Genomic DNA, 14,956 nt, shown 5'->3' on the forward strand with positions numbered 1-14,956 from the left:
CACCGCAACCTGTCAGTCGTTGGTCAGCTTCCCGGTACGAAACGGCACCCGCCCCGCCACTTTCGCCTGCCAGATCCCCGGTTCGGTATACCGCCCGCGATCAATCGCAAACAGCACCCCGCTGGTGCCGGCGCGCACGGTGGTCACGCGATCCTGCAATGGATCAACGACCTCGAACAGCGCATCGCCCTGCTCTACCCATTCACCGGCATTGCGCAAGAAACTCACCACGCCGTGGTGCGGGGCGAACAGGTATTCGGTGCCTTCGAACGGCAGGCCTTCACAGCACTCGTTCGGGGCTGCCGGCCATTCGCCGCTGATGAATCCCTGCTCGGCGAGAAAGCCGAGAATCGCTTCGCAGTTGGCCTGGGCCTGATCGACGCGGGTGTCGCCCATACTGCCCAGCTCCAGCGTGGTCGCCAGATTCGCCGCCGGAATCGCCGCATTCGGGAACGCTTTGGCCAGACGCAACCACGGTGTCGAGCAAGACTCGTCGAACGAGCTGCCGCCGGAATCCTCGCAGAGCAAAGCTACGCCAGCCTTCAGTCGCGCCGCCAGTGATTGCCACTGCGGCCAGTGTTGCGGCAGCGCGTACAGGTGAATGGCAGCGTCGAAGTCGCAATGCAGATCGAGGGTGATGTCGGCGTCGCAGGCGTGGCGCAGCAATAAGCGATGCAAGGCTTCCAGTTGAGATTTGGCCGCCGGCAACTCGTCAAAGACCTGAGCCATGGCCTCGCGGATCAACGCGACGTTGGTCTCGGCATCCGCACCGAGCCGCTCGCCTACCAGCGCTGCCACCGGGGCGCTGAGCTCGACGAATGCGCGGTTGAAATTCTTGCCGCTGCCCAGTTCGAAGCGGCCCATGTGATTGCCTTGCAGATGCTGATCCAGGCCAATCGGATTGGCCACCGGCACCAGTTCGATGACGCCCTGCAAGCGGCCCTGCTGTTCCAGCTCGCTCAGGCGCAGCTTGAGTTCCCACGCGGTGCGCATGCCCGGCAGCTCGTCGGCATGCAGGCTGGCCTGGATGTACACCTTGCGGCTGCCGGCGCCGTAGCGGAACACGCTGAGAGAGCGCTCGCTGCCCAAATGGCTCCAGGGCAGAACGTGGTCGATGCGTTGCATGGGAAACTCCTGAATATCTGGGTCACGCAAATCCCTGTGGGAGCGAGCCTGCTCGCGAATGCGTCAGGTCAGACGATGACGATGTCGATGTCGATGTCGATGTCGATGTCGATGTCGATGTCGATGTCGAATGTTAAACCGCTTTCGCGAGCAGGCTCGCTCCCACAGAGAATTTCCATCAATAAAAGAACATAAAAAAAGTGGCCGCCGCGCAAACGGGGCCACTTTTTTCCTACAGCTTATTAATGGCCGTACACGTCAAAGTCGAAGTACTTGTCCTGGACTTTCTTGTACTCGCCATTGGCGCGGATTTCGCTGATGGCCTTGTTGAACTGCTCAGCCAGTGCGGTATCGCCCTTGCGCACGGCAATGCCGGCACCGCCGCCGAAGTACTTGGCGTCTTCGTAGGTCGGGCCGACGAATTCGAAGCCTTTGCCGGCGTCGGTTTTCAGGAAACCGTCGCTGAGGTTGACCGAGTCGGCCAGCATGGCGTCGATACGCCCGGCCACCATGTCGAGGTTGGCTTCCTGCTGCGAGCCGTAGCGAACCAGTTCGATCCCGGCCGGAACCAGCACTTCGGTGGCGTAACGGTCGTGGGTGCTGGCGCGCAGCACGCCGACTTTCTTACCCTTGAGCTCGGTCAGCGGGTCTTTCACGCCGGAGCCTTCCTTCATCACGAAGCGCGCCGGAGTGTGGTAGTACTTGATGGTGAAATCGACGTTTTTCTTGCGGTCGTCAGTGATGGTCATCGACGACAGGATCGCGTCGATTTTTTTCACTTTGAGTGCCGGGATCAGACCGTCGAACTCTTGCTCGACCCACGTGCATTTAACCTTCATCTGCGCGCACAGCGCATCGCCGATGTCGACGTCAAAACCAGTGAGTTTGCCGTCAGGGGTTTTCATCGAGAATGGCGGGTAACCGGCTTCGATACCGATGCGGATCGGCTTGGCGTCTTCGGCCACAGCGGTCAGGGACAACATCGACAGTGCCAGGGCACCGAACATCACTAGCTTTTTCATTTATTACTCCCGTGCGGAGGCTTTTATTGGCAGCTTTCGATTCAGCGTTCGGTCATGGCGTTCTAACAGCAAAAACCGAAGTGGCCGGCAGTCTATGGCGACGCGCACGGGGGCAATTGTTTTTAAGCGACAAATACTTACAGAACATCGGCGCACGCATTGACGAGGGTCAAGGCGTGCGCCGTGGTGGTGCGAAGGCTGTAGGACAAGGCCGTTTTCAGAGCAAAAAACGCTAATTCCCCCTGTAGGAGCTGCCGAAGGCTGCGATCTTTTGATCTTGTTTTTTCAAGATCAAGATCAAAAGATCGCAGCCTCCGGCAGCTCCTACAAAGAGGTCAGCATTCGCAGGCGACAGGTGTGTTGGCGACTGACGCCGCGCTCAGTTTGAAGCCTTCATCCAGCCATCCGGTAACGCCGCCGATCATCTCTTTCACCGGATAACCCAGCGCCGCCAGTTTCACCGCCGCCTTGTTCGCGCCATTGCAATGCGGCCCGGCGCAATAGACCACGAACAACGTGTTTTTCGGGTAATCGGCCAAACGTTCCACCGTGAGCAAGCGTGTCGGGATATTGATCGCGCCAGGCACATGCCCGCGCTCGAATGCCAACGGGCCGCGCACGTCTACCAGAACAAAATCGACCTCCCCGGCCTCGTGGCTGCTGAATACGTCGGAACAATCGGTTTCGAAGGTCAGACGATTACTGAAATGCATCAGGGCAATGGCCGATGGAGCGGCGGGAATTTCGCGAACCAGGCTGGTCATGCTGTGTTGCTCCTTTGTCTGTGAGGGATGAACAGACTTTATCGAGACGGCGCTTGCCGCTACAGTGGCGCGCAAGACACCGACCGGGAGTTTTCCGCCAAATGCTCACTCAGCCCAATCTGGTTGCCATTCTGGCCTACGATGGCCTCTGCACGTTCGAGTTCGGCATTGCCGTGGAGATCTTCGGCCTGGCCAGGCCAGAGTTCGACTTCCCTTGGTACGCGCATGCGATCGCCGCGGTCGATCAAAGCCCGATGCGCGCCATGGGCGGCATTCAGGTGCTGGCCGATGGCGGCCTGGAACTGCTCGCCGAGGCGCGCACCATCGTCATTCCCGGCTGGCGCGACCGCAATGCCCCGGTACCGCCAGCGTTGATCGACGCATTGCGTCAGGCCCATGGCCGAGGCGCGCGGTTGTTGTCGATCTGCTCCGGGGTGTTCGTGCTTGCGGCCAGCGGCTTGCTCGACGGCCACCGCGCCACCACGCACTGGCGCTACACCAGCGAACTGGCCCAACGTTACCCGGCCATCGAGGTCGATCCGGACGTGCTTTATGTCGACGCCGGCCAATTGATCACCTCCGCCGGCAGCGCAGCCGGCATCGACGCCTGCCTGCATCTGGTAACCCGCGACTTCGGCACGCAGGTCGCCAACGCCGTCGCGCGGCGCCTGGTCATGTCGCCACAACGCACCGGCGGCCAGGCCCAATTCATCCCCACCCCGGTCAGCCCGACACCCCGCAGCGACCTGTCGCGAGTCATGCAATGGGCCCGCGAACGCCTGCACGAACCGCTGGAAGTCCGCGATCTGGCCAGCGAAGCAGCAATGAGCGAGCGCACGTTTCTGCGGCGCTTCACCGAAGCCAGCGGCCAATCGCCGAAAGCCTGGCTGCAACATGAACGCCTGGCGCGAGCGCGGGAGTTACTGGAAAGCACCCACCAACACACCGAGCAGATCGCCCAGCGCTGCGGCTATCGATCGGTGGAGAGTTTTCGCGTGGCGTTTCGCAGCGTGGTGGGCGTACCGCCTTCGGTTTATCGGGAGCGGTTTGGGCGGGGCGTGAGGGTTGAATCCTGAGGTGATTTTGAAGGCGCCTTCGCGAGCAAGCTCGCTCCCACAGTTTGGAATGCGTTCCCCCTGTGGGAGCGAGCCTGCTCGCGAAGGCGTCCAGTCAAACGCAGCATCATTCAGACATCAGCCACAAGGCTACAGCGCCTTGCGCCTTGCGCCTTTGCCTACAACTACGCCAGAATCCGCCGGCTTGTGCGGCTTGGGGGCTGCCGGTAACTTGGTTCGCGTCACTGAAGGGTCAGTGATCGGGTTTAGTCGCTCGGTAATCCACTTGAACTGCACAACGTTCCAGACAGTAGGTATTTCGATACCTCACTCAATGGTAGCTGTGCGCAGGGCGCCTTCGGGTGCGCCGGTTTTGGTGGAGTTTCCGGTCGACTAACCTGCGTATAGCTGCCACCTTTTCGTTTAGTCGCGAGGTGGTGTCAGCATCACTTTGGAAAACTACACCATGTTCAAAATCACACCAAATCCGCCCGAAACAGACGCGGAAATCGATCCAAATCCAACGTCCCCCTACTCCACACCGGGCTCCAGAAAACTCCACGAAGCCGCCGAACGCGCCCTCGACCATTACCTGAAACCCACACCGCCTTCACCACCGCGCAGACCCAGCACCATGTTCCTCGTCGACCCAAACACCGGCGCCGAAGACCTCATGGCCCACGCCTGCGAATCCATGGCCTCGGCCAGCATCATGCTCAGCGACTTCGCCGCCCTGCTCGACTCGCCCTACCGCAACACCGTGCTCGGCATCCAGCAAGTGGTCATGCTCGGCGAACTCGCAGTCAACCGCGCCCTCGACAAAATCGACCCCGCCCTGAGGCAATAACCATGACCCACAAAACAGATGCACAAGTCGTCGCGGCGCTGGTGGCCATGGGCTTCAACGAACGGGACGGACGCTGGGCGCAAAACGCCTGCCTGGTGCTGTTCGAAAGCGAACGCGAATCCATCGTCGCCTCCGCCGTCACCGTCCTTCCCCAACTCGATGAACTGGAAATCGACGCCGTGCTGCCCGCACTGCGCCGCGTGACCCGCCGGTTCCCCTCACTGCAAAAAACCATGGCCGACACACTGGCCGAAATGGCGCACGCAGCCTGATTGACCGCGTGATCGTTCTTCGCGAGCAGGCTCGCTCCCACAGGTGTTCGCGGTCACTCGCGGCATTCGAGTACACCGCCGACCTACTGTAGACCTTCGCCTGCTCGCGAAAGCGTTCTTTCTGCTGACGAATATCTGAAAGCCAAAACCCAGGAAGGCTTAAACCATGAAGGAGCATCCCCCCCAATTCCAAAGCTTCTCTTGTGTCTGGGATGCACTGGAAGACACACCGCAGGACGCCGCCAATATGCGCCTGCTGGCCAAGTTGAGGCGAACGCTTTCAAGAGAGAACTCCCCCGTCAGACCAGCCACTCCGATGAATGAGGTAAACGGGAAGCTACAGATGTTTTTATGGATTAGCGGTTTCTCAAAAGGTGACGGCGAAGACGACACCTTAAAATACGAACTTACAGTTGGGCCGAAATTTGAACCTGCTGTCTTGGCTGCAATGGGCTGGAAAAGCCTTGATGAAAGTCCCGATGGCGAGTGGCTGCTGACACTCGATCAAGCTCAAAAAATCGGCGTGGCGATTAACGAAAAACTTCCATCGGAACTCGATCTTTTTATCGGTATCAGGGGTTAACTTCGCCAATGAACCTCATCTATCAAAACCCATCCATAAGCCATGACGAGGCCATAAGACTCCTTGCCAGCGACACCGATGCAACCGTAATCGCCGCACTCGTATCCATTGGCCTGAATGAAACCGATAGAAATTGGGCTCAGGACATCTGCCTGAAACACCTCACCAGCAAAACCGAAGCAATTGTGGCCGCTGCGGCGACTGCACTCGGGCACATCGCTCGCCGACATGGCGAGCTGGATACTGAGACAGTCATTGCGGTACTCGAATCAGCCAAGCGAACCCATGCTTCGCTGCAAGGGATCATTGAAGACACGCTCGACGACATAGACGTATTCACCTGATCCACCCTGACGGCATTTGGATGAAGTAACGAACTTCATCCAGATCAGCGCCCCCCATTCTCAATCCTCCCGCGTCAGCACTTCCAACAACTCAATTTCAAACACCAGATTCGAATTCGGCGGAATCTTGCCCATGGTTCGCTCGCCGTACCCCAGATGCGCCGGGACCAGCAATTTGCGTTTGCCGCCGACCTGCATGCCCATCAGGCCCTGATCCCAGCCTTTGATTACGCGGCCAGTGCCGATCACGCACTGAAACGGTTTGCCTCGGCTCCAGGACGAGTCGAATTCAGTGCCGTCTTCCAGCCAGCCGGTGTATTGGGTGGTGATCAGCGCGCCTTTCACTGCGGCTTTGCCGTCGCCCGGTTGCAGGTCGATGATTTGCAGTTCGTCTGTCATGTCGTTGGCCCCGTTGAGATTTTCGCAGGCGGGGTTTTTCGCAGAATCCGTCGCCGATGGCAATCCATGGAACCGAAAACATGCGTTGCCGCTCACATGTGTATCGACATCGTATGACGACAAGGATGCTTTGATGACCGACTCTCGATTGCTGCGCAGTTTCATTCCGCCCTACATCCTCAACCGCATCATTGCTCACGGCTCGGAGCCACAGCGTAGCGCCGCGATGCAAACACTCAACCATGTACGCAGCCTGCTCCCTAACCCCGGCCGCCCTTCTCAGCCGCCGGCGCGGGCGATTCTGCCGGAGGCGACCAAGCCAGGCCTGGCCCGACGCAGCGTGCATGATGCGCAGAACAAGATGCTCTTGCCAGGCATGCCGGTGCGCCTCGAGGGCCAGGCGCCGTCGGGGGACCCGGCGGTCGATGAGGCTTACGATGCGCTGGGCGCCAGCTATGATTTCTTCTGGAAGGTGCTCGGTCGCGACTCGATCGACAACCAGGGTTTTGCCCTGATCGGCAGCGTGCATTACGGCCAGGGCTACGAGAACGCATTCTGGAACGGCGCGCAGATGGTCTTCGGTGACGGCGATGGCGAAATATTCCAGCGCTTCACCCGCTCGCTCGACGTCATCGGCCATGAACTGGCCCACGGCGTCACCGAAAGCGAGGCCGGGCTGATTTATGCCAATCAGTCTGGCGCGCTGAACGAGTCGCTCTCGGATGTATTCGGTGTGCTGACCAAGCAATACACCCTTGGGCAAACCGCCGAGCAGGCAGACTGGTTGATCGGCGCCGACCTGCTGATGCCGAAGATCCAGGGCAAAGGCCTGCGCTCGATGTCACACCCCGGCACGGCCTATGACGACCCGCTGCTGGGCAAGGACCCGCAACCGGATCACATGCGCAAGTTCGTCATCACCAGCGAAGATAATGGTGGCGTGCACATCAATTCCGGTATTCCCAACCGCGCGTTTTATCTGGCAGCCCGCGCATTTGGCGGATTCGCCTGGGAAAAGGCCGGACGCATCTGGTACGACACACTGTGCGATAACCGCTTGAGCCAGGAGGCAACGTTCGACGCGTTCGCAAAATTGACCATCGACCACGCCGGTCAGCGCTTTGGCGCAGAAGCAGCCGACGCAGTGCAGCAAGCCTGGGCACAGGTCGGTATCGAATAATTCGAGGAGACTGCATGAAAACGCTACCCGAGCTGGATGACGATTCCGTTTTGCGCGTATCTCGCCAGGGTGGCGTTGCAGCGATTCACAGCCTGAGCCGCCCACGGGAAATCGAATTCGCGCAATGTGATATCGATCAGCGCTCAAGGATCTGCTCGGTGCTGGAAGGTTGCCTGCCGTTGGACAGCAACGAATCCGGGCGCGGGGATCAGCGCTTCTATCAGATTGAAGTGCGCTATCAGGCCGGCAAAATGGTGCTGAAGGTGCCGGAGGACCGGGCGCCTGGGGAGTTGGTGAGTCTGTGGGACAAGGGAGAGCTGCTCTGATTCATGCTGGCGGTTCTTCTGCGTCGACAACTGACGATGTGCGTGAGCCAAAGCCCGCGGTCTGGCCGAATACGACACCGTTGAATGTGTGCGTACAGCACTCGCAGCTCGGCGTCATGTCCTGCGCCTTCAGTTTCGGATTGACCATTTGCAGGCGATTTTGCTCATCGACGTACAGTCCATTGAAGTAACTGGACTCACCCAGTCGCACGAGTTCTTCGCGATCCTTCTCATGGATGGCAACCATCCAGAACACCGGCGCTGATTGATCCAGTCGCGCCACGGCTTCGCTGAAAATGGCATCCCAAGAACCGCCAACCCGAGAAAGCAGGAAGCGAAACAACGGCGTGTAATCACGCCCGTATTGTTTGCCTGCGTGCATCGAACTTCGCATGCCTTCGTCACGGCTTGCAGCTTTGCTGTTGCGCTGTTCGCGATAATGCGCAACTGATTCGTGGCGACGAACACCCCACGTTCGAGTGTTCACTTTGCGGTAAAGCGGTTTCTTGTCCAATCCCTTGTTCCTCATCCAGACGTCCGCTCTTTTACCGGAACGGCGTTCGAATGCAATCAGCCATCCGTGGCCAATTGTAAAACCGGGCCTATCGCTCGACCGGCTGCATCTCGACAATCGTGCCATTGGTGATCATCACCATCACGTACTTGTCGTTGATCTGCACCCACTGCGCCTGTTCGATCGGTGCTTTCAGACCTTTGGCTTTCCAGTTCTTCAGCGCCTTGTCTTCGCGCTGATACATTTCCGGCGCGCGGTCGTTGACCTTCAGTTGGCGGTCGCTGGTGGGCGATTGCACAGAGGGATCGCTGGAGGTTTGCGCCGCTTGAACAATGGGCGTGATCCCGGCAATACCGGCAACGAGGGCCAGGCTGGCGATTAGGGTTTTGCTGTTCATCGGTGAACCTCTTTCACATGAGTAGTACCTGAACTCCGACTGCGCGGCGTGGGAAACATTCCTTGTTTTTTTGCCGGAGGTGGCCGTTGGAGGGTTTTGTCCATTAGACCGCCATCGCTGGCAGGCCAGCTCCCACAGGGGGTTGTGTTGCACCACAATTATTGACCTGAGCTCGGTCCCTGTAGGAGTGAGCCTGCTCGCGATGGGGTCCGGTCAGACAACGTCACTACTTCCTGAAACACCGCCATCGCGAGCAGGCTCACTCCTACAAGGGCAGGAGCAGGAGCAAGATCAAAAGATCGCAGCCTTCGGCAGCTCCTACAGTTGGATTGGGCGCAACCTCTAGATCAGGTCCGCTGTCAGGCCGTCTTCGCGAGCAGGCTCGCTCCCACAGAAACGCAAGGCAGCGCAGCTGCCCGCGGCGAAGCCGCCCCACTCAACAATGAGCGCAAGCTCGAGTACCGCTTTTGATCTTGCTCCACGGGCGACGTCGGAAGGCTGAGCGGAGGGATTGATCCGGGGGTGGGAGCGCAGCGACCGTACGACGCAGTCGTACACAGCGGGAGGAGGTGCAGCGAAGCAAACCGGAGACGCTGCGCCCGGATCGATCCCGCAGCGAAGGAACCCGAGCCTGCGAGGGCCGAACGCAGGAGCAAGCCTTTTCGGTTACCTTTTCGGCGTTTGGAAAAGGTGACCCGCCGTAAGGGCGGAACCCTAAGCCGCCGTTACCGCAGCAACGGATATGTACCCGGTCGACCTGCAAAAATCACCGCCTGACCAGACGCCTTCGCGAGCAGGCTCGCTCCCACATTGACAGCGCTCCACGTCACGGATTGATCCGCAACACGCATCAATCCATGCCAACAATGCAATTAACAGATTGTTACATCTGCGCCACCATCCACCCCAATAAAAACCGTGCGCCGCTTCTCCGTAGCGCACGTCATAAAAGCGGTGGAGTACTTTTCTATGACAGCCTCAATCCCAACCAACGGCTCGCGAGCCGGTGCCATCTTCCGGGTGACCTCGGGCAACTTCCTCGAACAGTTCGATTTCTTTCTGTTCGGCTTCTACGCCACGCAGATCGCGGCGGTATTCTTCCCGGCGAGCAGCGAGTTCGCCTCCCTGATGATGACTTTCGCAGTGTTTGGCGCAGGCTTCCTGATGCGGCCGCTGGGCGCCATCGTGCTCGGCGCGTACATCGATGATGTCGGGCGGCGCAAAGGTCTGATCGTCACCCTGTCGATCATGGCCAGCGGCACGATCCTGATTGTGCTGGTGCCCGGATACGAAACCATAGGCTTGTTCGCACCGGCGCTGGTGCTGATCGGCCGGCTGCTGCAAGGCTTCTCGGCCGGTGCGGAACTGGGTGGTGTTTCGGTGTACCTGTCCGAGATCGCCACCCCGGGTCGCAAAGGCTTTTTCACCGCTTGGCAGTCGGCCAGTCAGCAAGTGGCGATCATCGTCGCGGCCGCGCTGGGCTACGGTCTGAACCAGTGGATGGAGCCGCAAGCAGTGGCTGCCTGGGGCTGGCGCATTCCGTTTTTCGTCGGTTGCATGATCGTCCCGTTCATCTTTTTCCTGCGTCGCAACCTGGCGGAAACCGAAGAGTTCGCTGCGCGCAAACATCGTCCGAGCATGCGCGAAGTATTCCGCACGCTGGGTCAGAACTGGGGCGTGGTGCTGGGCGGGATGTTGATGGTCGCGCTGACCACCACCGCGTTCTACCTGATCACCGTGTACGCGCCGACCTTCGGTAAAACCGTGCTGCACCTGAGCACTTCCGACGCGCTGCTGGTGACGCTGCTGGTGGGTGTGTCGAACTTCTTCTGGCTGCCGATTGGCGGCGCGTTGTCGGACCGCATCGGCCGTCGCCCGGTGCTGATCGGCATGGCCCTGCTGGCCCTGGCCACGACGTATCCGGCGCTGTCGTTCCTGGTGCAGGCGCCGAGTTTTACCAACATGCTGCTGTCGCTGTTGTGGTTGTCATTTATCTACGGTCTGTACAACGGCGCGATGATTCCGGCGCTGACCGAAATCATGCCGGTGGAAGTGCGCGTCGCCGGTTTCTCGCTGGCCTACAGCCTGGCCACGGCGATCTTCGGCGGTTTCACCCCGGCGATGTCGACCTTCCTGATCCAGTACACCGGCGACAAAGCCGCGCCAGGTTACTGGATGAGCATCGGTGCGCTGTGCGCGTTGTGCGCCACGCTTTATCTGTACCGCCGTGCCGGTGGTCGTCTGCAACCTGTCGCGGCCTGAGGAAATACTTGCCATGAAAAAACTCTTTACTGTCACCGCCCTGCTCGCCGGTCTCGCCTTCAACTTCGCGGCCCAGGCGGAAGAATTGAGCGTGATGACCTCCGGCGGCTTCACCGCTGCCTACAAGATTCTCGGGCCGAAATTCGCCGCTGCCACTGGCAACACCCTGACCACCAGCCTCGGCCCGTCGATGGGCAAGGCGCCGGAAGCGATTCCCAATCGTCTGGCGCGCGGTGAGCACGCCGACGTGGTGATCATGGTCGGTTACGCCCTTGATGAGCTGATCAAACAGGGCAAGGTCGACCCGGCATCCCGCGTTGAACTGGCGGATTCGCGAATCGGCATGGTGGTGCGCGAAGGCGCGGCGAAGCCGGACATCAGCAGCGTCGATGGCCTGAAAAAAACCCTGCTTGATGCGCAGTCGGTAGCCTACTCCGACAGCGCCAGCGGCGTGTACATCGAGCAGCAGCTGTTCAAGAAACTCGGCATCGAAGACCAGCTGAAACCGAAAGCCAAGATGATCGCCAGGATTCCGGTCGGCTCGGTGGTTGCCACGGGCGACTATCAATTGGGCTTCCAGCAGGTCAGCGAATTGCTGCCGGTGCCAGGCGTGAGCTTCGTCGCGAAGATTCCGGAATCGGTACAGTCGGTGACGCGTTTTGCCGCAGGCATTCCGGTCAAGGCCGAGCATCCGCAAGAAGCCAAGGCCCTGCTCGCCTACCTCGCTGCACCGGCCGCTCAGGCTGACGTGCAGGCCACCGGGCTGGATTCGGTCAAGCGTTGATCGTTGGCGGCTGGACGCGCATCTCGACGACCAGCCGCTCCAGTTCCAAAGCCGCCGGGGTCAACGTGCGATCCCGGCGCTTGATGATGCCGACGCTGCGCATCACCTGCGGCTCGATCAGCGGCACCCGCGTCAGGATCGGATGGTCCGGCCCGGGCATCGCCATCAACGGCACCGCTGCCACGCCCAAACCCGCCTCCACCAGCCCGATCATCGTCGTCACATGTCGCGTTTCGCAGATGCTCTGGCGCTGCGGCACTACCCCGCCCAAGGCCTGATCAAGCAAAAAGCGATTGCCCGAGGTCTTGTCCAGCGCGATGTAATCCTGCTGATAGAACTCGTCCCAACTGACGCTGCTGCGCCCGGCCAGCGGATGATCGCGGCGACAGGCGACAACGTAGCACTCCTGCACAAGCGGTTCGAACTCGACTTTGGCATCCTGCGTGCCGAGAAAACTCAAGCCGAAATCCGCCTCGCCATTGACCACCGCACTCAACACATCGTGGGCGCTGGAATCGAGGACTTTGACCTTGATCCGAGGAAACTGCTGGTGATAACGCGCGACCACGCGCGGCATGAAGTAGTACGCCGCCGATGGCACACAGGCGACGGTGACATGCCCCAAACGGGTCGAGGCCACTTCGCTGATGCCGAGCAAAGCGATGTCGAGATCATCCAGCAAGCGTTCGACGCTTGGCATGAAGCCGCGCCCGGCCTGGGTCAGGCTGACCTTGCGCGTGGTGCGCTCGAAAAGCTTGACGCCGAGGGCGTCTTCGAGCTTTTCGATGCGCCGACTCAGCGCCGGTTGCGACAGGCGCACGGTGTCGGCAGCCTTGCGAAAACTGCCCTGCTCGACCACCGCGCGAAAGGCTTGCAGGTCGTTGAGGTCGAAGTTGATGGCCATGGCGTTTCCGGAAATTGATGCGCAGGGGTTATAAATGTAACCATTTGATGCAAATTATTACAGGGCACATGAAGATCCGTCGTAGGAGCTGACGAGTGCAACGAGGCTGCGATCTTTTGATCTTGATTTTCTGGAGGCAAAGGCAAAATCAAAAGATCGCAGCCTCGTTGCACTCGGCAGCTCCTACAGGGGATCTTTGGTGGATCTGAAATCGGGTCAACCCTTATCCTTGTCGCCCCCCGCCGTACCCGTAGTCAGGAGTCGTTCCAATGCCCCATGAAGGCAATCTGTTGCAAGCCGCCGTCGTATTTCTGTTCGCGGCGGTGCTCACCGTGCCTTTGGCCAAACGTCTGCAACTGGGCGCGGTGCTCGGTTATCTGTTTGCCGGGGTGATCATCGGCCCGTCGGTACTGGGCCTGATCGGCAACCCGCAGAGCGTTGCGCATATTTCCGAGCTGGGCGTGGTGTTGCTGCTGTTCATCATCGGCCTCGAACTGTCGCCGCGGCGCTTATGGGTGATGCGCAAATCGGTGTTCGGCGTCGGTCTGGCGCAGGTGCTGCTGACCGCGTCGGTGATCGGCGTGCTGGCGCTGTCGGTGTTCGGCCAACCGCTGAACAGCGCGATTGTGCTGGGCCTCGGTCTGGCACTGTCGTCCACGGCGTTCGGCCTGCAAAGCCTCGCTGAACGCAAGGAGCTGACCAGTCCTCACGGACGGCTGGCGTTTGCGATTCTGCTGTTTCAGGACATCGCCGCAATCCCGTTGATCGCGCTGGTGCCGATGCTCGCCGGCGTCGATCACCACACCAGCACCGCCGACGATATCCGCCACAGCTTGCAGGTGCTCGGCGGTATTGCCGTGGTGGTGATCGGCGGGCGGTATCTGCTGCGGCCGGTGTTCCGCGTGGTGGCGAAAACCGGTCTGCCGGAAGTCTCCACCGCCACCGCGTTGCTGGTGGTGATCGGCACGGCGTGGCTGATGGATCTGGTCGGTGTGTCGATGGCGCTGGGCGCGTTTCTTGCCGGTCTGCTGCTGGCGGATTCGGAATACCGGCATGAGCTGGAAGCGCAGATCGAACCGTTCAAAGGCCTGCTGCTCGGGCTGTTTTTCATCAGCGTCGGCATGGGCGCCAATCTCGGTTTGCTGCTGAGTGCGCCGGCCACAGTGCTGGGTCTGACCCTGCTGTTGATCGGTCTGAAATTGCCGCTGCTGTTTGTCGTCGGGCGGCTGGCAGGCGGGCTGAACAAGATCAGCGCGATCCGCCTCGGCATCGTCCTCGCTGCCGGCGGTGAGTTCGCTTTCGTGGTGTTCAAGATCGGTCGCGACCAAGGCCTGTTCGAGCCACGGCTGTACGACTTGCTGGTGCTGACCATCACCCTGTCGATGGCGCTGACGCCGTTGTTGCTGTTGATCTGCGCGCGGCTGGTCAGCCCGAAAGTGCAGCCGGTGGAGGTGCCGGAGAAATTCCGCGAAATCGATACCGAAGCGCCGCGTGTGGTGATTGCCGGCATGGGCCGGATGGGGCAGATCGTGGCGCGGATTCTGCGGGCGCAGAACATCAAGTTCGTCGCCCTGGACACCTCGGTGGAAACCATCGAACTGTCGCGCAGCTTCGGCGGTGTGCCGGTGTTCTACGGCGACCCGATGCGCCCGGAAATTCTGCATGCGGCCAAAGTTGGCGAGGCGGAATATTTCGTCATCGCCACGGACGATCCGGAAACCAACATCAAGACTGCCGAAGTGGTGCACAAGCTCTATCCGCACATGAAAATCATCGCCCGAGCGCGTAACCGCCAGCATGTGCATCGCCTGGTTGATGTCGGCGCCGAAGCGATTCGTGAGACCTATTATTCGAGCCTGGAAATGAGCCGACGCACGCTGGTCGGCCTCGGTCTGACCCAAGCCCAGGCCGACGCGCGGATCAAGCGTTTCAAGCATCACGACGAACAAGTGCTGGAGGCGCAACACGCCGTCTACGACGACGCCGCCAAAGTCCTGCAGACCGCCCAGGAAGCCCGGGCGGAACTGGCCAAACTGTTCGAATCGGATCAGCTCGAAGAAGAAGCCCGCAACACCTGATGCATGCGAATTCCCTGTAGGAGCTGCCGAAGGCTGCGATCTTTTGATCTTGTTTTTCAAGAGCAAAATCAAAAGATCGCAGCCTTCGGCAGCTCCTACA

General features: G+C 60.0%; 18 protein-coding genes. 11 read left to right on the forward strand and 7 right to left on the reverse strand.

Annotated features, from left to right (window positions below):
* Positions 1 to 12: 12 nt before the first annotated feature.
* Both GXB78_RS18325 and GXB78_RS18330 read right to left on the reverse strand, forming a co-directional pair.
* A complete protein-coding gene (locus tag GXB78_RS18325) occupies positions 13 to 1,125 on the reverse strand; it encodes a succinylglutamate desuccinylase/aspartoacylase family protein (RefSeq protein WP_329516446.1) in 1,113 nt (370 codons plus the stop codon).
* Positions 1,126 to 1,367: 242 nt separating this feature from the next.
* Positions 1,368 to 2,147 carry an ABC transporter substrate-binding protein gene (locus GXB78_RS18330; protein WP_329516448.1) on the reverse strand — a complete coding sequence of 260 codons (780 nt, stop codon included), beginning with the start codon at positions 2,145 to 2,147 and terminating at the stop codon, positions 1,368 to 1,370.
* A 26-nt stretch (positions 2,148 to 2,173) separates the two neighbouring features.
* Between GXB78_RS18330 and GXB78_RS18335 the strand changes: the two genes are divergently transcribed.
* Positions 2,174 to 2,383: a hypothetical protein gene (locus GXB78_RS18335; RefSeq protein ID WP_329516450.1), complete on the forward strand. Its 210-nt coding sequence runs from the start codon at positions 2,174 to 2,176 to the stop codon at positions 2,381 to 2,383.
* Positions 2,384 to 2,482: 99 nt separating this feature from the next.
* On the opposite strand, the gene GXB78_RS18340 is transcribed toward GXB78_RS18335, so the two are convergent.
* On the reverse strand, positions 2,483 to 2,911 hold the full coding sequence (locus tag GXB78_RS18340) for a rhodanese-like domain-containing protein (RefSeq protein ID WP_329516451.1): 429 nt from the start codon (positions 2,909 to 2,911) through the stop codon (positions 2,483 to 2,485).
* 101 nt (positions 2,912 to 3,012) lie between these two features.
* Here GXB78_RS18340 and ftrA point away from each other — a divergent pair, with 101 nt between their 5' ends.
* The 5 genes from ftrA to GXB78_RS18370 all read left to right on the forward strand — a co-directional run bounded on the left by ftrA (position 3,013) and on the right by GXB78_RS18370 (position 6,012).
* Positions 3,013 to 3,987, forward strand: a complete 975-nt coding sequence (ftrA, locus tag GXB78_RS18345; protein WP_329516453.1) for a transcriptional regulator FtrA — start codon at positions 3,013 to 3,015, stop codon at positions 3,985 to 3,987.
* A 445-nt stretch (positions 3,988 to 4,432) separates the two neighbouring features.
* Positions 4,433 to 4,813, forward strand: a complete 381-nt coding sequence (locus GXB78_RS18350; protein ID WP_123376665.1) for a DUF6124 family protein — start codon at positions 4,433 to 4,435, stop codon at positions 4,811 to 4,813.
* A gap of 2 nt (positions 4,814 to 4,815) precedes the next feature.
* Positions 4,816 to 5,085, forward strand: coding sequence for a hypothetical protein (locus tag GXB78_RS18355; RefSeq protein WP_329516454.1), 270 nt, complete (start codon positions 4,816 to 4,818; stop codon positions 5,083 to 5,085).
* Between the two features lie 166 nt (positions 5,086 to 5,251).
* Positions 5,252 to 5,668, forward strand: coding sequence for a pyocin S6 family toxin immunity protein (locus GXB78_RS28215; protein ID WP_408005136.1), 417 nt, complete (start codon positions 5,252 to 5,254; stop codon positions 5,666 to 5,668).
* 8 nt (positions 5,669 to 5,676) lie between these two features.
* The gene (locus tag GXB78_RS18370; protein ID WP_329516455.1) at positions 5,677 to 6,012 is read left to right on the forward strand and encodes a hypothetical protein; all 336 of its coding nucleotides are present in this window, start codon (positions 5,677 to 5,679) and stop codon (positions 6,010 to 6,012) included.
* Positions 6,013 to 6,072: 60 nt separating this feature from the next.
* On the opposite strand, the gene GXB78_RS18375 is transcribed toward GXB78_RS18370, so the two are convergent.
* Positions 6,073 to 6,411: an FKBP-type peptidyl-prolyl cis-trans isomerase gene (locus GXB78_RS18375; protein ID WP_041477007.1), complete on the reverse strand. Its 339-nt coding sequence runs from the start codon at positions 6,409 to 6,411 to the stop codon at positions 6,073 to 6,075.
* Positions 6,412 to 6,544: 133 nt separating this feature from the next.
* Between GXB78_RS18375 and GXB78_RS18380 the strand changes: the two genes are divergently transcribed.
* Both GXB78_RS18380 and GXB78_RS18385 read left to right on the forward strand, forming a co-directional pair.
* Positions 6,545 to 7,591, forward strand: a complete 1,047-nt coding sequence (locus tag GXB78_RS18380) for a M4 family metallopeptidase (protein ID WP_329516456.1) — start codon at positions 6,545 to 6,547, stop codon at positions 7,589 to 7,591.
* A 14-nt stretch (positions 7,592 to 7,605) separates the two neighbouring features.
* Positions 7,606 to 7,917 carry a protealysin inhibitor emfourin gene (locus tag GXB78_RS18385; RefSeq protein ID WP_329516457.1) on the forward strand — a complete coding sequence of 104 codons (312 nt, stop codon included), beginning with the start codon at positions 7,606 to 7,608 and terminating at the stop codon, positions 7,915 to 7,917.
* A gap of 1 nt (position 7,918) precedes the next feature.
* On the opposite strand, the gene GXB78_RS18390 is transcribed toward GXB78_RS18385, so the two are convergent.
* Positions 7,919 to 8,557 (reverse strand): hypothetical protein, encoded by a 639-nt coding sequence (locus tag GXB78_RS18390; protein WP_329516458.1) that lies wholly within the window; start codon positions 8,555 to 8,557, stop codon positions 7,919 to 7,921.
* Positions 8,520 to 8,828: an RcnB family protein gene (locus GXB78_RS18395; protein ID WP_186551842.1), complete on the reverse strand. Its 309-nt coding sequence runs from the start codon at positions 8,826 to 8,828 to the stop codon at positions 8,520 to 8,522. Before GXB78_RS18395 ends, GXB78_RS18390 begins: the two co-directional genes overlap by 38 nt.
* 969 nt (positions 8,829 to 9,797) lie before the next feature.
* On the opposite strand from GXB78_RS18395, the gene tcuC reads away from it, so the two are divergent.
* Together tcuC and GXB78_RS18405 are read left to right on the forward strand one after the other, a co-directional pair.
* The gene (gene tcuC, locus GXB78_RS18400) at positions 9,798 to 11,090 is read left to right on the forward strand and encodes an MFS transporter (protein WP_016775219.1); all 1,293 of its coding nucleotides are present in this window, start codon (positions 9,798 to 9,800) and stop codon (positions 11,088 to 11,090) included.
* A gap of 13 nt (positions 11,091 to 11,103) precedes the next feature.
* The gene (locus GXB78_RS18405) at positions 11,104 to 11,874 is read left to right on the forward strand and encodes a substrate-binding domain-containing protein (protein WP_056789012.1); all 771 of its coding nucleotides are present in this window, start codon (positions 11,104 to 11,106) and stop codon (positions 11,872 to 11,874) included.
* On the opposite strand, the gene GXB78_RS18410 is transcribed toward GXB78_RS18405, so the two are convergent.
* Positions 11,864 to 12,778 carry a LysR family transcriptional regulator gene (locus tag GXB78_RS18410; protein ID WP_016775221.1) on the reverse strand — a complete coding sequence of 305 codons (915 nt, stop codon included), beginning with the start codon at positions 12,776 to 12,778 and terminating at the stop codon, positions 11,864 to 11,866. The two genes, GXB78_RS18405 and GXB78_RS18410, sit on opposite strands and share 11 nt — an antisense overlap.
* A gap of 269 nt (positions 12,779 to 13,047) precedes the next feature.
* Here GXB78_RS18410 and GXB78_RS18415 point away from each other — a divergent pair, with 269 nt between their 5' ends.
* Complete coding sequence (locus GXB78_RS18415; RefSeq protein WP_329516459.1) at positions 13,048 to 14,856, forward strand: monovalent cation:proton antiporter-2 (CPA2) family protein; 1,809 nt, start codon at positions 13,048 to 13,050, stop codon at positions 14,854 to 14,856.
* Positions 14,857 to 14,956 lie beyond the last annotated feature (100 nt).

The organism is Pseudomonas moraviensis subsp. stanleyae (assembly GCF_036283065.1).
In the GTDB taxonomy this organism is placed as follows: Bacteria; Pseudomonadota; Gammaproteobacteria; order Pseudomonadales; family Pseudomonadaceae; genus Aquipseudomonas; species Aquipseudomonas stanleyae.